This is a genomic window from Priestia sp. GS2, from assembly GCF_036409025.1.
GTDB lineage: Bacteria > Bacillota > Bacilli > Bacillales > Bacillaceae_H > Priestia > Priestia aryabhattai_A.
Genome location: NZ_JAZGJX010000001.1, coordinates 1,064,660 through 1,080,356, shown reverse-complemented (window position 1 = coordinate 1,080,356; position 15,697 = coordinate 1,064,660). Strand labels below are relative to the sequence as shown.

At 37.2% G+C, this 15,697-nt stretch carries 15 protein-coding genes; 6 read left to right on the top strand and 9 right to left on the bottom strand.

The features are described 5' to 3' along the window. Positions 1-4: 4 nt before the first annotated feature. Positions 5-433 carry a hypothetical protein gene (locus V2145_RS05545; RefSeq protein WP_311857304.1) on the bottom strand — a complete coding sequence of 143 codons (429 nt, stop codon included), beginning with the start codon at positions 431-433 and terminating at the stop codon, positions 5-7. After that, positions 430-864: a metallothiol transferase FosB gene (gene fosB / locus V2145_RS05540; protein WP_330987386.1), complete on the bottom strand. Its 435-nt coding sequence runs from the start codon at positions 862-864 to the stop codon at positions 430-432. The genes V2145_RS05545 and fosB overlap by 4 nt, the downstream gene beginning before the upstream one ends. Positions 865-1,009: 145 nt before the next feature. Between fosB and V2145_RS05535 the strand changes: the two genes are divergently transcribed. Further along, complete coding sequence (locus V2145_RS05535; protein ID WP_330987385.1) at positions 1,010-2,251, top strand: erythromycin esterase family protein; 1,242 nt, start codon at positions 1,010-1,012, stop codon at positions 2,249-2,251. A 158-nt stretch (positions 2,252-2,409) separates the two neighbouring features. Here the strand turns inward: V2145_RS05535 and V2145_RS05530 are convergent, their stop codons facing one another. From V2145_RS05530 to V2145_RS05505, 6 genes are all read right to left on the bottom strand, one after another. After that, entirely contained in the window at positions 2,410-4,815 is a 2,406-nt protein-coding gene (locus tag V2145_RS05530) for a heavy metal translocating P-type ATPase (RefSeq protein WP_330987384.1), read from the bottom strand. A 76-nt stretch (positions 4,816-4,891) separates the two neighbouring features. Then, a complete protein-coding gene (copZ, locus tag V2145_RS05525; protein WP_094912112.1) occupies positions 4,892-5,098 on the bottom strand; it encodes a copper chaperone CopZ in 207 nt (68 codons plus the stop codon). 17 nt (positions 5,099-5,115) lie between these two features. Next, positions 5,116-5,445, bottom strand: coding sequence for a metal-sensitive transcriptional regulator (locus tag V2145_RS05520; RefSeq protein WP_094912111.1), 330 nt, complete (start codon positions 5,443-5,445; stop codon positions 5,116-5,118). A 110-nt stretch (positions 5,446-5,555) separates the two neighbouring features. Further along, positions 5,556-6,851 (bottom strand): ABC transporter substrate-binding protein, encoded by a 1,296-nt coding sequence (locus V2145_RS05515; RefSeq protein ID WP_131888038.1) that lies wholly within the window; start codon positions 6,849-6,851, stop codon positions 5,556-5,558. 62 nt (positions 6,852-6,913) lie between these two features. Further along, positions 6,914-7,741: a carbohydrate ABC transporter permease gene (locus tag V2145_RS05510; protein WP_094912109.1), complete on the bottom strand. Its 828-nt coding sequence runs from the start codon at positions 7,739-7,741 to the stop codon at positions 6,914-6,916. Next, the gene (locus tag V2145_RS05505) at positions 7,741-8,703 is read right to left on the bottom strand and encodes a carbohydrate ABC transporter permease (protein ID WP_094912108.1); all 963 of its coding nucleotides are present in this window, start codon (positions 8,701-8,703) and stop codon (positions 7,741-7,743) included. Before V2145_RS05505 ends, V2145_RS05510 begins: the two co-directional genes overlap by 1 nt. 247 nt (positions 8,704-8,950) lie before the next feature. Between V2145_RS05505 and V2145_RS05500 the strand changes: the two genes are divergently transcribed. Beyond that, positions 8,951-9,139, top strand: coding sequence for a hypothetical protein (locus V2145_RS05500; protein WP_094912107.1), 189 nt, complete (start codon positions 8,951-8,953; stop codon positions 9,137-9,139). Between the two features lie 67 nt (positions 9,140-9,206). Here the strand turns inward: V2145_RS05500 and V2145_RS05495 are convergent, their stop codons facing one another. Further along, on the bottom strand, positions 9,207-10,835 hold the full coding sequence (locus V2145_RS05495; RefSeq protein WP_131888039.1) for a family 14 glycosylhydrolase: 1,629 nt from the start codon (positions 10,833-10,835) through the stop codon (positions 9,207-9,209). 244 nt (positions 10,836-11,079) lie between these two features. Between V2145_RS05495 and V2145_RS05490 the strand changes: the two genes are divergently transcribed. The 4 genes from V2145_RS05490 (at position 11,080) to V2145_RS05475 (ending at position 15,455) form a co-directional block, all read left to right on the top strand. Beyond that, entirely contained in the window at positions 11,080-11,820 is a 741-nt protein-coding gene (locus V2145_RS05490; protein ID WP_094912105.1) for a Cof-type HAD-IIB family hydrolase, read from the top strand. A 412-nt stretch (positions 11,821-12,232) separates the two neighbouring features. Then, positions 12,233-13,330, top strand: coding sequence for a GerAB/ArcD/ProY family transporter (locus tag V2145_RS05485; RefSeq protein ID WP_165932580.1), 1,098 nt, complete (start codon positions 12,233-12,235; stop codon positions 13,328-13,330). 82 nt (positions 13,331-13,412) lie between these two features. Beyond that, positions 13,413-13,973 carry a maltose O-acetyltransferase gene (gene maa / locus V2145_RS05480; protein ID WP_311857290.1) on the top strand — a complete coding sequence of 187 codons (561 nt, stop codon included), beginning with the start codon at positions 13,413-13,415 and terminating at the stop codon, positions 13,971-13,973. Positions 13,974-14,285: 312 nt separating this feature from the next. Next, on the top strand, positions 14,286-15,455 hold the full coding sequence (locus tag V2145_RS05475; protein WP_311857288.1) for a S8 family peptidase: 1,170 nt from the start codon (positions 14,286-14,288) through the stop codon (positions 15,453-15,455). Positions 15,456-15,697: the final 242 nt, after the last annotated feature.

Genomic DNA, 15,697 nt, shown 5'->3' with positions numbered 1-15,697 from the left:
CTTTTTAATCCAAAATTATTACTTGTGTTTGCGTTTTTCCCACATACTTATAGGTAAGAGCCACTCGTTCAATTGGTTTGCTATGAGTAATTTTTAACATATATCTTTTACTGGAAGGCTCTATCTTCTTATGCACCTCTTGTAGCGTTAGCTGTTGATCAATCTGATCTGATAAGTTGATCACTTCGTTCGCTTTTATTTGCTCAAGTTCTAGCCCACTTGGATGTGCTTGATTATTTACTTGTATAGCTATGAGATGAACTGAGCTAATAGAGCTTTCATTATCTAACTCGATTGCCACTGTTTTTTTATTGTGAGGAAAAGTTGTAATGGTTCCTATTTGAAGAGATTCACCCTTTCTTATATATATGAACCCTATAACAACTCCTACCATTAGAAAAAAGATTCCGCTCAACATAAGCCACTTTTTCATTTCCCTTTCTCTTCTTCAGCGAATACCATATGAGGTTTTGTTTCTTTGTAATAGCGAAGTCTGTCTTCTAACGTGCCCGTATGTACTTCAAACTTATGCCCGTCTGGGTCCGTGAAATAAATTGACTCTCTATCACGCTCATCTCTTGTTCTTCCTTTTAAAATTGGTACATGATAAGCCGCTAGTTTTGCCTCAAAACATTTTAAATCTCCAGCTTTAATTGAAAACGCAAAATGGGTATAGGAATCGTGAATTTCATTTCTTTGAATATGTTTCTCTTCATTTAACGCTATCCATAAACCATTTAAATCCAAATAAGCTGTGGTTGTGCCAGTAACAAGAAGATTAGCACCTAGAACCTGCTTATAAAAACCGATTGACTGAGCTAAATTAGATACTGAAAAGCAGCAGTGATTTATTCCTTGAATCATGTTGTCCTCCACCTTTTGTCTAGATAGTAGAAGCACTAACTATATACATATACTACCATATCATTTTCATTTTTATCTTATTATTTTAAATTTTCTTCCTATTTTTGTATACTAAATAGGTAATTTATACAAAGGGTGGTGTCTCATGTTTTTTAGTAAAGAGAGAGAAAAGGAAGTCATTAATTGGCTAGAAGCACATTCATATCGTCTAGCTGAGCCTATAGATTGTGCTTCTCAAGACTTTTCATTTTTAAAGTCAGTTATTCAAGATAAAAGAATTGTCTGGCTTGGTGAAAATGGGCACTTCATTCGAGAACACACCATATTAAAAGAAAAGATAATTTCATTCTTGCATAAAGAGATGGGGTTTAACGTATTGGCATTCGAAAGCGGCCTTGCTGAAGCATACGGAGCAAATGAATTGAAAGAAGCTTCCACAACAGAAGCTTTCATGAAAAATAGTATTTATTCTTTGTGGGCAACAGAAGATACCGAGCCCCTTTTTCATCTATTAAAAAGACAAGATTTTCGTTTAGCTGGAATTGATATAAACCCTTCTTCAACCCCTGACACCTTTTTAAGATTTGTAGCAAAATTACAGCCATTCGTTACAGAAGAACAGCTACAAGCATTTGAATTTATTGAACGAGGTGCATATGAGTGGTACTACAAAATTGGTCAATATACAGCGGCACGAAAAAAAGTACCAAACGATGTGTTGCAGCTCTTTGAACATTTTAAAGAACAAGCAATCACAAAGGCTAACGATCTGATAAAATCAATTCAATTTCACCTTCTTAATGAACGAGAACAAGGTAAAGAAACATATCTACACGTCATGCAGCGTTCGTTAGCTAACCGCTTATATTTTCTGAATCACTTGACAGAAGATCATCGCACTTATAAAAAAGTGCGTGAACAACGACTTTGTGAAAATGTTGAATGGTTGTACAATGAACTTTATCCAAATGAAAAAATCATCATTTGGGCTCATAACATGCATATTTTTAAAAATTTCCGTTCGTTCTTTTCAAAGTTTGAACCAATGGGTTCTAAGATATCAAAAACCCTTCAAAATGACTCTTACTATATGGGTCTGTTTATGTATGAAGGCGAAACTATAACAGATACGGGTCAAGCTTATAAACTAAGCAAGCCACCTAAAAAAAGTTTGGAAGACTACCTCTCTAAGGTGAATTCACCTACTACGTTTGTAGATTTTTCTCAACTACAAAAGCAACGGGAAAACGAATGGATATTCAAAAAAACAATTTTCTTAGATAGCGGAACCATGCAAACATTAATTACGCCCCGCGAACAAATGGATGGAGCTCTTTTTGTGCAAAAAGTTTCACCTCCTCCATTCAAAAAAGAAGGTGAGAAATAACAGAACAAATGTTCAAAAAAGAAAAAATTTCTTTACGTTGTCTAAACTCGTTCCCAACATTGTTTTCACAATTAAAACAACCTGAACGATTAAAAATTCTTTCCTTTTAATCGTTCAGGTTTATCATTAGCTGAATTCCTTATGTTCCCGTCTGTCTTCTAAATCTTCATTTTCTGCAAACGCAGCGCATTTAACACAACGGATACAGAACTGAACGCCATGGCTGCTCCAGCTAACCACGGTGCCAAAAATCCTATTGCAGCAATTGGAATTCCAATAGTATTGTAGCCGAATGCCCAAAAGAGATTTTGTTTAATGTTACGCATTGTTGCTTTACTCATTTGCAAAGCATGAACGATGCTTGTAAGGTCACCTCTCATAAGCGTTAAGTCTGCTGCTTCAATCGCAACGTCCGTACCGGTTCCAATCGCCATTCCAACGTCAGCCACTGCTAGAGCCGGTGCATCATTTAAGCCGTCACCAACCATTGCCACTTTTGACCCTTGAGCCTGCAGCTTTTGAATTTCGGCTGCTTTTTCTTCTGGTAATACTTCAGCAAGCACATGATGAATTCCCACTTCATTAGCAATAGCATTTGCTGTTTGCTTATTATCACCTGTAATCATCACAACGTGAAGTCCCATTTCTTTTAGGGCCTTAATAGCTTTCGCTGACGTTTCTTTAACCGTATCAGCAACTGCTACAAACCCTGCATATTCACTGTTTAAAGCAATTAGCATAACCGTTTTCCCCTGAGACTCAATTTCTGAAATGAGTGATTCAACACCCGCAACTTCAATACCAGAATCAGACATAAGCTTTCTCGTACCCACTAAAATTTCCTCATCCTCTATAATCGCTTTTATACCATGTCCAGGTATTGCTTCAAAAGCTGAAATTTTTAGCAAACTAAGATTTTGTTCAGAAGCCTTTTTGACAATGGCGCGTGCTAATGGATGCTCAGACTGACTTTCAGCAGAGGCAACAAGCTGTAAAAGCTTTTCTTGGCTTGCGCCTGTTTCCGTCACAATATCCGTTACTTGTGGCTCACCCTTTGTCACGGTACCAGTTTTGTCTAACACGATCGTATCTACTTCATGAGCTGCTTCTAGATGCTCACCGCCTTTAAATAAAACACCTAGTTCGGCTGCTCGACCTGATCCTGCCATAATTGACGTTGGGGTAGCTAGACCTAATGCACAAGGGCAGGCAATTACAAGTACAGCAATCATTTTTTCAAGCGCTGAAGCAAAGTCACTAGGATCAAGCACCATATACCAAACAAAAAACGTAACGATTGCTATTGCTACAACAATGGGAACAAAAATACCTGAAATACGGTCAGCCACGCGTTGAATAGGGGCTTTAGAACCTTGTGCGCTTTCCACAACTCTTATAATTTGTGCAAGGGCTGTTTCTTTTCCCACTTTTGTTGCTTTTACTTTTAAAAAGCCATTTTTGTTCACTGTGGCTCCCGTCACATCATCACCAATCGATTTTTCAACCGGAATACTTTCTCCTGTTAGCATGGACTCATCAATTGCAGATTGTCCTTCTATTACCTCACCGTCTACTGGAATTTTTTCGCCTGGCTTCACATAAACAACGTCTCCGTGCTTCACTTCTTCAATAGGGATTTCAACCTGTTGATTTTCTCGCTCTACAATTGCCGTTTTTGCTTGTAAACTTAAAAGCGTTCGAATTGCCTCTGAAGAGCGCCCTTTTGCTTTAGCTTCAAATAATTTCCCGAGTAAAATAAGGGTAATTAAGATTGCGCTTGTTTCATAATAAAGTTCAATCATATGAGCATTTGAACCAATGGATTGAATCGATAAATAAACGCTGTAAAAATAAGCAGCGCTCGTTCCTAAAGCCACCAAAACATCCATATTTGCACTTTTATTCCTTAGCGCTTTATAGGCTCCAACATAAAACTGTCCACCGATAAGAAATTGAACTGGCGTAGCAAGGGCCATTTGAAACCATGGATTTAAAAACATCGGCGGTACAGGAATAAAGGCCGTAAAGGAAAAGTGACTAACCATGGCCCAAAGTAGCGGGATACTTAATATTGCTGCAATTAAAAATTTGAGCTCTTGTTGATTGGTTACTTTTTCACGGATATTTTCGTTTTTTTCAGCCTTTAAAGACGCACCGTATCCTAATTTTTCAATTCTATTAATGATGGTAGATAGATCAATTTGTTCTTCATTATATTTTAGAGTTGCCGTTTCTAATGCAAGATTCACGTTTACATGAGCAATTCCCTGCTGCTTTCCTAATACCTTTTCGATTCTGCTTGAACAAGCTGCACAGGTCATCCCGGTTATGTCTAGTTCTTCTGTTTCATAAATGACATCATATCCTAGATTCTGCACTTTTTCTTCAAAAACGCGTGACTGAACTACTTCAGGTGTATAGCGAATTGTTGCTTTTTCTAATGCAAGGTTAATAGCTGCATCTTCAACTCCATCTATTTTCTTTAAACTTTTTTCAATTCGGCTTGCACAGGCTGAGCACGTCATACCCTCTATACGTAACGTAATGTCTTTTTGGCTTTTCATAGAACCCCTCCTCATATACCCTATATAGGTATATTACTTTTTAAAAGAGAACGTGCGAAGTTATTCGCACGCGATTTTACGCTACGTCATAGCCTTGATCATCAATTGATTCTTTAATCGTTTCAAGGCTGACTTTACTTTCATCATATTCAACTTCAACCGTTGCTGATTCTAAATTAACCTTTACACTTTTTACACCGCTTAATTCTGATACTGCACCTTCAACTGCTTTTACACAATGTCCACAAGACATACCTTGTACTGATAATACTGTTTGTTCCATCTTTTCCAGCTCCTTTTTTATTTCATTAATCTTTTAATTGTTGTTAATAACTCATCTACTACTTCCTCGTCGCCCTCTTGTACTCTTTCTACAACACAGTGCTTTAAATGACCTTCTAATAAAATTTTACTGACACTATTTAAAGCTGACTGAACAGCCGATATTTGCGTAATGACATCATCACAGTACGTATCCTTATCAATTAACCCTTTAATTCCCCGAATTTGTCCTTCAATTCGATTAAGGCGACTCGTTAAGTTTTTCTTTACTTCTGGAGAATGATGACTTCGCCTTGCATTACCTGCATGGCAATCTACTTTTACTTCCGACCCACGGTTTTCTTCCATCCAAAAACCACCTTTCATAATTGAAATTATAATGTACCCCCCCACCCTATGTAAAGTATTATGTACAATAAAAAGCTTCTCCACTACAGGAGAAGCTCTTATACATTAAGTTATTTTTTTAGTTTATCCCAAGTACTTTCAAATGATTTAAACAATTCTTCTTCCGTTACTTGACCACCAACATACTCTTGAAGTGAAGCACCAAATTCTTCTTTCACACCATCCGGGAACTTCATAAACTGCCAAGGCATTGTTTGTCCTTCTTCAGAGTACTTTAAGATTTCCGCACCTAATGGACCGATATCTTTTGCGTCCGCTTCAATTGTCTTAAATGCAGGAACATACTTAAACTCTTCTACAAGTGCACGCTTGCCTTCTTCCGATGTTACCATCCAGTTTAAGAAATCTTTTGCTGCTTCTTTATCTGCTTCTGGTGCACCGTTATGAACAACCCAGCTGCTTGGTACATCGACTGAGATTTTCCCTTTCACATTTCCACCGTCACCAAGAGGCATTGGCATAACACCTAAATCTAAGTCTGGATTAATTTTATCAAGCATTGGCTGAATCCAGTTTCCTTGTTGAATAATAGCTGCTTCACCCGTTGCAAAGTTTGTTACTTGCGTATTGTAATCCGTTGTCAACGAGTTTTTATTTCCATACTTAATTGTTAAATCTAATAGCTTAATATAGTCTTTAAACTGCTGGTTACCTGAAATTTTTCCAGTACCTTCGTTTAAGCTCTTGATAAAAGCATCAGGGTCTTCTTGAGCAGAGAATGGAATGTTTAAACCATGATTTCCTAATACCCACCATTCACCATATCCAATTGAAAACGGCGTGATTCCCGCTGCTTTTAACTTCTTAGCTGCTGCTTCTAGTTCATCTAACGTCTGTGGTACTTCTTTAATGCCCGCTTTTTTAAAAAGCTCTTTGTTATACGTAAAGCCGTATCCTTCTAAGTTCATCGGCTGACCATATACCTTGCCGTCAATCGTCATTGGATCTAACGTATTATCAAATGCATCTTTCACCCAAGGCTCATCAGATAAATCTTCAAGCTTGTCTTTCCAGGTAACGGCTTCTTGATAGCCACCGTTTGAGAAGATATCAGGCTCATTTCCAGAAGCAAACTTCGCTTTTAGTGCTGCTGCACCGTCTGCACCGCCTCCAACTGTTTCAATGTTGAATGTTACGTTTGGATTTTCTTTTGTATATTGATCCGTTAATGCTTTTAGCTGATCTGCAATCTCAACTTTTCCTTGGAAAATATCAACAACAACTTGATCACCTTTTGCGCCACCGCTTGCATTATCTCCAGACGAACTATCGCTAGAGCACGCTGCTGTAAATAAAAGAGATGCTGATAGTACACCTGCTGCTAAGGGAAGTTTTTTTAGTTTCATGTTTGGTTCCTCCTATGTTTGGAACCTATGCTCATTAATTATGAGCATAGGTTCCAAGTTTATTATTTAATAGACCCACTTGTAATTCCTTTGATAATATGTTTTTGCATCGAAAAGAAAAAGATTAATAATGGAATGATGCTTAACATTAATGCTGCTAGTGCTAAATCCCACTGCTTTGTGTATTGTCCAAAGAAGAAAAACGTTGCTAGTGGAATTGTACGTAATGATGGATCTTGCAGAACAAGTAATGGTAATAAGAAATCGTTCCAAATCCATAAGCTGTTTAAGATAATAATCGTTACCGTAATTGGCTTTAATAAAGGGAATACAATTCTCCAAAATACACCAAACGTGGAGCACCCATCAATAATTGCTGCTTCTTCTAATTCCACTGGTATCCCTTTAATGAACCCGTGATATAAGAAGATTGCTAACCCAGAACCAAATCCTAGATACATCACAACTAGTCCCCAAATGCTGTTCATTAATCCAAATGAACTTGCCGCTTTTACTAAAGGAATCATAATTGATTGGAAAGGAATAACCATGGCTGCTACGAAGAGCAAAAAGATAAAATTACTGAACTTTGATTTTGTACGTACAAGCATATATGCTCCCATTGAACAAAAGATCACAATAACTAGGTTGCTTGCTACTGTAATAATTAGTGAATTCTTGAAAACTCGTAAGTAATCCATTCTTTCAAAAGCTGTTACGTAGTTTTGCCATTGAAAAGCCGATGGTAAAGCTGATGTATTGGTTAAAATTTCTGCAAACGGCTTTAATGAGTTAGCAATAACATAGTAAAACGGAGCAAGGAAGATTAAACCTAAGACAATTGCTAAGATTTCAATAATAAACGTCTTTCCTGTATACTTGTTGCCCATTAAGATTCAACCTCCTTCTTCTTCGTATACATAACTTGAAGCGTTGTAATACCTGCTACGATTAAGAAGAAAATCAGTGCTTTTGCTTCTCCAATACCATAACGGTTATTAACGAAAGCCTCTGTATAAATGTTAAGCGCTAACATTTCTGTTGATTTAAACGGACCACCGTTTGTTAATGATAAGTTTACATCAAATATTTTAAATGAGGACGAAATAGTTAAGAATAAACAAATTGTGACGGCTGGTGCTACCATTGGTAGTGTAATATGGCGAAGTGTTTGCCAACGGTTTGCCCCGTCAATTCTTGCTGCTTCAAGAAGCTCTTGCGGAACGTTTTGCAAAGCTGCTACGTAGATAATCATGATATACCCTGCGCCTTGCCATACGCTGACAATAACAATTCCCCAAAATGCAGTATTAGCATCTCCTAACCAAGGAAGCTCAAAAAGTGACCAACCCGTTAATTGACCGATAGACGAAAAACCTCGAATAAAAATGAATTGCCATACAAATCCCAGTAATAGTCCGCCAATTAAGTTAGGCAAGAAGAAAACTGTTCTTAAAATATTTCTTGTCTTAAGCATCTGTGTGACCAGTAAAGCTAGGCTAAATCCGACCACATTTGTTAATAAAATAGCGACAACGGTGTACTTCGCGGTTAGAATGAAGGAAGCATGAAATTGCTTATCTTCAAAAAGTAAGTATTTAAAGTTATCTAACCCTACCCACTCAATATTTCCTGTTACACCATTCCAATTTGTAAAGGCGTAATAAACACCAGATAAAAATGGATATAAAACAATCATACTAAATGCTAAAAAGACGGGCCCTACAAACAAGGTAAATATTCCTGCTTTTTTCCACTTTTTACGATTATTTGTGCGAATTGACGACTGCGTTTGTTTTGTTTTTTGTACTGAAATTACTTCTTTTTCTTGCAATTTGCTTTGGCTCTCCATGTAACCGCACCTCCTATATGCTCTCATTTTAGTGCAGCATGAACCTTTTTGAAACCGATTACATTGACAAAAAGGGTGGAAAATATTGAACTCTTCGCCTAAAAGCAACAAAAATCGATGATTTTACACCCCCGACTTTTTAACTAGCAGCAAAATCCCTTGCTTACTCTTCTACCTTTTGTACCTTGTGAGAGAAATATGAAAAAATTATAATGTAAAAGAATTTATAAAAAAGGATGGTATCAAAATGCCTCTTCGTTATGTTTGTCCACACTGCCAAGGAAGCGGAACGAAATTTGGATTTGCGCTGCTTTCATTTATAAAGTGTAAAGTATGCGGTGGAGATGGCCATGTCATCATGTCAAACATGATGTCTTCTAGTCATGATAAACAAAGTCCAAAAGAACATGCCGACAGTCAAGACCAAGCAAAATAAAAAACGAAACTATTCAATATAAAACAGCCGCCTATTCTTGAAAGAATAGGCGGCTGTTTCAATTCCATTACCATGTTGCTAAATAAGACCCTTTTCCCTTTGCTGGTGTATGATAGTTTTGGTTCTCACCATCTTGCCAAATAATTTCCCCACCTTGATCTTTAATATAAAACTTAAATTCGTACTGACGATCCGCGGCTAAATCAAAATTTCCCTCAAAGATTCCGTCTGACTTTTGCTTTAAGATGTAGTGATAGCTGCTTGTATTCCAACGTCCTAACTCTCCTCGATTACCCGTTACATGAAGGGTTTGTCCTTTTTCTAGCTGTACACCACTTACCTTCAGCGTAACCGGTAAGGGTTCTAGCGCGAGCTTATCTTTTAACATCCTAAGTTCGTTGGTTGGATTGCCGGCTTCGTCAAATAGATACGTCATACGAAGAAGCGTAAACCCATCAAAGTCATAGTTAAATACCATTTCAGACGCGTTATCAAATCCCCACTCATTATTAATAATCGGAAGTGCATTTTCTCCATTCAACGAAAGGTTACGCTCGTTTGCTAATGTAGCAATTTGAGTTACTAACGTTTTTGGAGCACTATAATAAGGAGCTGTTTGTGCATCCTGGTCGCCCATTTCTAAACAGGTAAACGTTAATGCCATATTTGATTTTTTAAATTGATCTAGAAGCTTAGCATAATCATAATAACCTGTGCTGTACTCAGCAGCATGTGGCATTTCAGGATCATTCATCTTCCAATGCACACCGGAAATTTTTGCGCCTACTTCTACGTCAAACGTACGATCAAAATATTTATGAGCTTGCTTTGAAATGGTCTGTAGGTGATCTTCAAGAGCCCCTTGATACCATTTCATGAAATCTTTTCCATATGAAGTGTTGTAAGCTTCTCCTTTTCTAAAGAAAGCATCTCCATCAGCTGGAGGTTCAATTTTATCCCACGTCTTAAATGATGTTCCCCACGCCTTGTTAAGATTTTTAATGTTTTTATATTGATGCTTCATTTCATCTCTAAAATCTTCTTTTGCACCTTCTGTATATGCTTGTAACTGACCACGCTCTGGATAACCCCATCCGTCTGCAAACTGATAAGATGGGTAGCGGAGTTCGCCTGCTGGTCCACCGCTTAAATAAATTTTACTAATAACATCATCATAGTCAGCAAAGTTTTTAGCAAATGAACGGTATAATTCGCCATACTGCTTCTCAATTCCACCCCACCAAGGTGCTAATGCTTCTTTGTTAACAAAGCCACTTTCACTTTTGAATGCCATGTTTTCAATGTCATCTTTTTTCCATAACCAATTAGGTATCGGATAGTTACAATCATCTCCTACGTTACCACCACATTGATGTGTAGATAAAATAGGAACCCATTTCAGCCCTGAATCTTCCACAGCGCTTGCATACTTTTTATAATAAGACCAATCAAATTGATTATCTCCTTTTGCTTCAACAATTCCCCACCAAACATCTGTTGTTAATCCGTATACACCATTTTTCTTCATCTGAACAAGCTGACGTTCGAACTGATCCCAATCTGTGATTTCTCCTAAAGGAGCCATAACATACAGCTTGTAATCCGATTTGACTTCTGCTTGAGCACTCGTATAGCTTGTAAATATAATTGCTATACTCATGATGAATACTAACAGTACTTTCACACTTTTCCCCATCTCTTTTCCCCCTTATTATTGTTAAAAGTATTCATCGTTTTTTGTGCAACCGTTTGCAATTTTACAAAACATGAATTTCTTTTCTAGAAAATTATAGAAACTCCGTTCGTATTCGTCAATTCACTTTTTTATTTTTTTGAAAAATGAGTCATTTGATCTACCCTTTACCCAGCACCTTTCTTTTTTTCAAGGTGTGTTCATGCTATTCTTAAAGTAGAAAAGTATTTTGAAAGGGTGACGCGCTATGGATAAACCATCGATTAAGTTAATTGCTCTTGATATGGATGGTACACTATTAAATACAAAAGGCGAAATTTCACATGGAAACCGAAAAGCTATAGCAGAAGCAGAAGAAAAAGGAATACATGTTGTTTTAAGTACAGGACGTTCACGCCCAACTAGTATTAAATTTGCCGAGTCATTAAAGCTGTCATCTTATATTATTAATGTAAACGGGAGTGAAATCTGGGACGGTGAAGGCAATTTAATTGAGCGGACGATTTTAGAACCAGATTACATACAAGAGATGTGGGATTTAAAGCAAAAGCATGACTTAACCTTTTGGGCTGTTACAAGCGAAAAGGTATGGAAAGACGATTTTCCAACCGATATTACAAGTCATGAATGGCTAAAGTTCGGGTATGACATCCATGATGATGATACAAGAAAGCTAATTTTGAACACGCTAACTAAAAACAAAAATCTTGAGATTACGAATTCTAGCCCAACAAATCTTGAAATCAACGCTCTTGGAATCAATAAAGCAAAAGCACTAAAAACTGTTTGTGAACGTTTAAATCTATCAATAAACGAAGTAATGGCCATGGGGGATAGCCTAAACGATATCGCCATGATTACAGAAGCTGGAGTAGGCATAGCCATGGGTAATGCGCAAGATGTGGTAAAGAAAGCGGCTGACTGGATAACTGAAACTAATGATCAAGATGGTGTTGCTAAAGCTATTTACCATTGGGCTATAAAGTAAGAGTTATATTTGCAATTCCTCAAAAGAGGCTGAGACATAAGTAGTTTAGTCCCTGCTATACCTGAATGGTTAAGAGTTCTTTGCTTTTAATCGTTCAGGTTTTTTTGATTGTGAAAACAATGCTGGAAACAGAGTGGAATGGAGCGTAGGATACTCGACTCCTGGGGGAAAGAAAGGGAGAACTGAGATCCCGCACCGCAGAAAGCGAATAGGCGCAGTGCAATGAATCGAACGCGTTCTAACAATGTGAAGCGGTAAAAAAAGGAATTGCTGGTCTTTTTTTAATTTGTTTTATTATGCCCTACTTTCTTTTACTTTTTTTACATTATTCATAAGTAACGTTGAATGAGGCATACTAACGAGCATATAAGGTTCAAAGAACAATATGCCTTATATAGGAGGTACTTCCAGCATGCTCAAACATGTTAAAATCTCTGAAAAGCAATTCATCGTGCTACTTAGCCTTTACATAATCGGGAGTGCTATTTTAGTTATCCCATCTATTATTGTTTCAATTGCAAAACAAGATGCTTGGATTACGAGTATTTTAACCCTTGTTATCGCTTTGGGGATATTGCCTTTATACATAGCGCTAGGAAAGCGATATCCAACAATGCTATTTACGGAATTCACCGAAGAAATTCTCGGCAAATGGATTGGCAAAGTATTTTCTATTATCTTTTTAACCTTCCCCGTAATAGCAGGTTCTTTGACGCTTTATAATATTGGTGACTTTATCATTACGCAAGTTATGCCTGAAACCCCCATTGTTCCCATTTACGTATTTGTGTTAAGCGTATCGTTGTTTGGCGTTCGCTTAGGACTTGAGGTTTTAGCACGTTCCGGTGAAATCCTATTCCCATGGGTCATTGCTCTCTTTAGCTTACTCGTACTATTTCTTACTAAACAAATTAACTTTGATCACTTTCAGCCATTCTTTACTATGGGTTTGCGGCCTATTTTCATTTCTACAGTTCACTTTTTGACATTTCCATTTTTGGATACCGTTGTTTTTTTAATGATTTTTCCTTATGTTAAATGGACGAGTAAAAAGCGCACACCTGTTTATATCGGTACACTGATTGGCGGTGTTTTCTTAATTATCATTATTTTTCTTTGTGTTTTAGTTTTAGGAGTAGATCAGACCTCTACTCGCCTTTCTCCTACCTACCTATTGGCTAAAGAAATTAATGTGACAAATTTCATAACCCGCATTGAAGTAATTGTAGCTATCATCTGGTTTATTTCAATTTTTTTCAAGCTTAGCATTTTGCTGTTTGTATTAAATTTAGGAGTAGCTCAGCTTTTTAACCTAACTACTTACCGTTTCTTAACTTTGCCTTTAGGATTATTATTTTTAGCTTCCTCCAATATTTTCGTACCTAATGGTCCTTTTTTGGGAAGTTACACACTTACTACTTCTCCCTTTTATACAGGCACAATTGGCTTTGCTTTACCTTTTCTCCTTTTTGTCATCGATGGAATAAAGAAAAAGCTAGTTGATTCTTAGCTATTTTACTTAACGAACGTTTAATTTTACGCTACACTACCCTATGAAAGCGTTAAATTAAAAAGGATAGGGAGACTAAAAAATGACAACAGAAAAAGAAAAAATGATTGCAGGCGAAATGTACATATCTGGAGATTCTGAATTGATTAAAGATCGCACTCATGCAAGAAAGATAACAAGATTATTTAATCAAGCAGTTGAGACAGATGATACTTACCGTATGAGTTTAATAAAAGAGTTGTTTGGTTCCACTGGAGAAAATATCTATATTGAACCAATCTTCCGCTGTGACTATGGATACAACATTCATGTAGGCGAAAACTTTTATGCAAACTTTGATTGCTTAATTTTAGATATCTGTCCTGTAACTATCGGTGATAACTGTATGCTCGCACCAGGCGTTCATATTTATACAGCTACTCACCCGCTTGATCCTGTTGAACGTAACAGCGGTAGAGAATACGGAAAGCCAGTTGTCATTGGAGATAACGTTTGGATTGGGGGCCGCGCTATCATCAATCCAGGCGTTACTATTGGTGATAATGCAGTCATTGCATCAGGAGCCGTGGTAACGAAAGACGTTCCTCCAAACACAGTCGTTGGTGGAAACCCTGCACGAGTTATTAAAGAAATCACTAGATAATAGGACGAATACACGCTAGGACATAAGTCTTTCAGCCGATTAACTATCCGAATTTTTGTGAATTACCTTACAATGATTCGGATAGTTTTTATTTGCTCAGAAAATAAGTTTAAACACTTATGGAATGAATCTTAGTGGAAAACGAGCATGTTCTTATAACCCAAATTGGTTAGAAACATCTTCATTCATCTTTAAGAAGAAATCATTTCTTTATGTCTCAGCCTCTTTTTTGAAATCAGGTAGTTTGTCCAATCCCTTTTTTGTAGCAACGCATATGATATAAGGTGTTACAAAATTAGGAGGATTGGTATTATGCTGACATGGATTGCCTTAACTACAGGTTCACTTGGTGTAATTACACTTTTGTTTTTTGTTATTAAAAAATTGGTACAAGCTTTAAAGGTTAAACAACCAGTATTTGCCCAAGATCAATTTATTGTTAAATTTAATGATGACGTTGATGAAGATACAATTGCTTCAATTCATAAAAAATATAAATGTGAAGCTTCATGTTGTAATGAAACATTAGGCTTTCAAGTGGTTACTACAGCTAAAAATATTAATAAGATGATGAAAATATACTCAGAGCTCGATGAAGTTGAATACGCAGAGCCAAACTACGTTTTTGAAGCTTCCTATATTCCAAACGATTCGTTCTATTCCTTTCAATACGGCCCTCAAAAAGTAAGTGCTCCTTCTGCATGGGATGTTACTCAAAGCAATGCTGGCATTAGAATTGCAATACTTGATACGGGCGTCCAGCCAAATCACCCTGACCTTGCATCAAAATTAGTTCCAGGCTATAACTTTATTGATAATAACACTGACACAAATGACTTTAATGGTCATGGGACTCATGTAGCTGGCATTGCTGCAGCAACAACCAATAATGGGGCTGGCATTGCTGGTATGGCTCCTTTAGCATCAATTCAGCCAGTAAAAGTGCTTTCAAACAGTGGTAGCGGATTACTAAGCCAGGTTGCCGATGGCATTATTTATGCGGTTAACCAAGGAGTACAAGTTATTAATTTGAGTTTAGGATCTCCTCAAGACACCATTACGCTTGAAGGTGCTGTTAACTACGCGGCTAGCCAAGGCGTTGTTGTTATTGGGGCAGCTGGCAATAACGGTAGCAACGCCCTCACTTATCCTGCAGCTTACGCAAACGTCATTGCAGTTGCCTCTACAACTTCCTCTGATCAACGCTCTGTTTTTTCAAACTTTGGAACTTGGGTGCAAGTTGCAGCACCAGGCTCTAGTATTCTATCCACTTACCCTACAAGCACTTACTCTTATTTAAGCGGCACGTCTATGGCAGCTCCACACGTAGCTGGATTAGCAGCATTACTAGCATCTCAAGGACGTAGTGCTTCTCAAATTCGTACAGTCATTCAAAATACTTGTGACCCAATAACAGGTACAGGAACAAACTGGGTTTATGGTAGAATAAATGCAGATAGAGCCGTCCGCTCTCCTCTATAGAATTTAAATGAAAGAACCGGATTTACCAAAGGTACGTCCGGTTTTTTTGCACAAAAAAATATTTTCTTGCTAAAAGTCTTGCATTTTATGACGATATGGTAAAAAATACTTTACGGGTAAAATAATTCTTTGTACCATATATCTTGTGGTTTGTTCTGAAATTTTCAAAGGTTATCTTTGAGAATTCATAAAAATATTATTTACATACACATGACAATTTAGATTGTAAAGGAGTCTTTAAT

What these genes read in the sequence shown, in the direction of transcription:
- V2145_RS05545 (WP_311857304.1), bottom strand. Translation starts at nt 433, where the DNA reads ATGAAAAAGTGGCTTATGTTGAGCGGAATCTTTTTTCTAATGGTAGGA.
- fosB (WP_330987386.1), bottom strand. Translation starts at nt 864, where the DNA reads ATGATTCAAGGAATAAATCACTGCTGCTTTTCAGTATCTAATTTAGCT.
- V2145_RS05535 (WP_330987385.1), top strand. Translation starts at nt 1,010, where the DNA reads ATGTTTTTTAGTAAAGAGAGAGAAAAGGAAGTCATTAATTGGCTAGAA.
- V2145_RS05530 (WP_330987384.1), bottom strand. Translation starts at nt 4,815, where the DNA reads ATGAAAAGCCAAAAAGACATTACGTTACGTATAGAGGGTATGACGTGC.
- copZ (WP_094912112.1), bottom strand. Translation starts at nt 5,098, where the DNA reads ATGGAACAAACAGTATTATCAGTACAAGGTATGTCTTGTGGACATTGT.
- V2145_RS05520 (WP_094912111.1), bottom strand. Translation starts at nt 5,445, where the DNA reads ATGGAAGAAAACCGTGGGTCGGAAGTAAAAGTAGATTGCCATGCAGGT.
- V2145_RS05515 (WP_131888038.1), bottom strand. Translation starts at nt 6,851, where the DNA reads ATGAAACTAAAAAAACTTCCCTTAGCAGCAGGTGTACTATCAGCATCT.
- V2145_RS05510 (WP_094912109.1), bottom strand. Translation starts at nt 7,741, where the DNA reads ATGGGCAACAAGTATACAGGAAAGACGTTTATTATTGAAATCTTAGCA.
- V2145_RS05505 (WP_094912108.1), bottom strand. Translation starts at nt 8,703, where the DNA reads ATGGAGAGCCAAAGCAAATTGCAAGAAAAAGAAGTAATTTCAGTACAA.
- V2145_RS05500 (WP_094912107.1), top strand. Translation starts at nt 8,951, where the DNA reads ATGCCTCTTCGTTATGTTTGTCCACACTGCCAAGGAAGCGGAACGAAA.
- V2145_RS05495 (WP_131888039.1), bottom strand. Translation starts at nt 10,835, where the DNA reads ATGGGGAAAAGTGTGAAAGTACTGTTAGTATTCATCATGAGTATAGCA.
- V2145_RS05490 (WP_094912105.1), top strand. Translation starts at nt 11,080, where the DNA reads ATGGATAAACCATCGATTAAGTTAATTGCTCTTGATATGGATGGTACA.
- V2145_RS05485 (WP_165932580.1), top strand. Translation starts at nt 12,233, where the DNA reads ATGCTCAAACATGTTAAAATCTCTGAAAAGCAATTCATCGTGCTACTT.
- maa (WP_311857290.1), top strand. Translation starts at nt 13,413, where the DNA reads ATGACAACAGAAAAAGAAAAAATGATTGCAGGCGAAATGTACATATCT.
- V2145_RS05475 (WP_311857288.1), top strand. Translation starts at nt 14,286, where the DNA reads ATGCTGACATGGATTGCCTTAACTACAGGTTCACTTGGTGTAATTACA.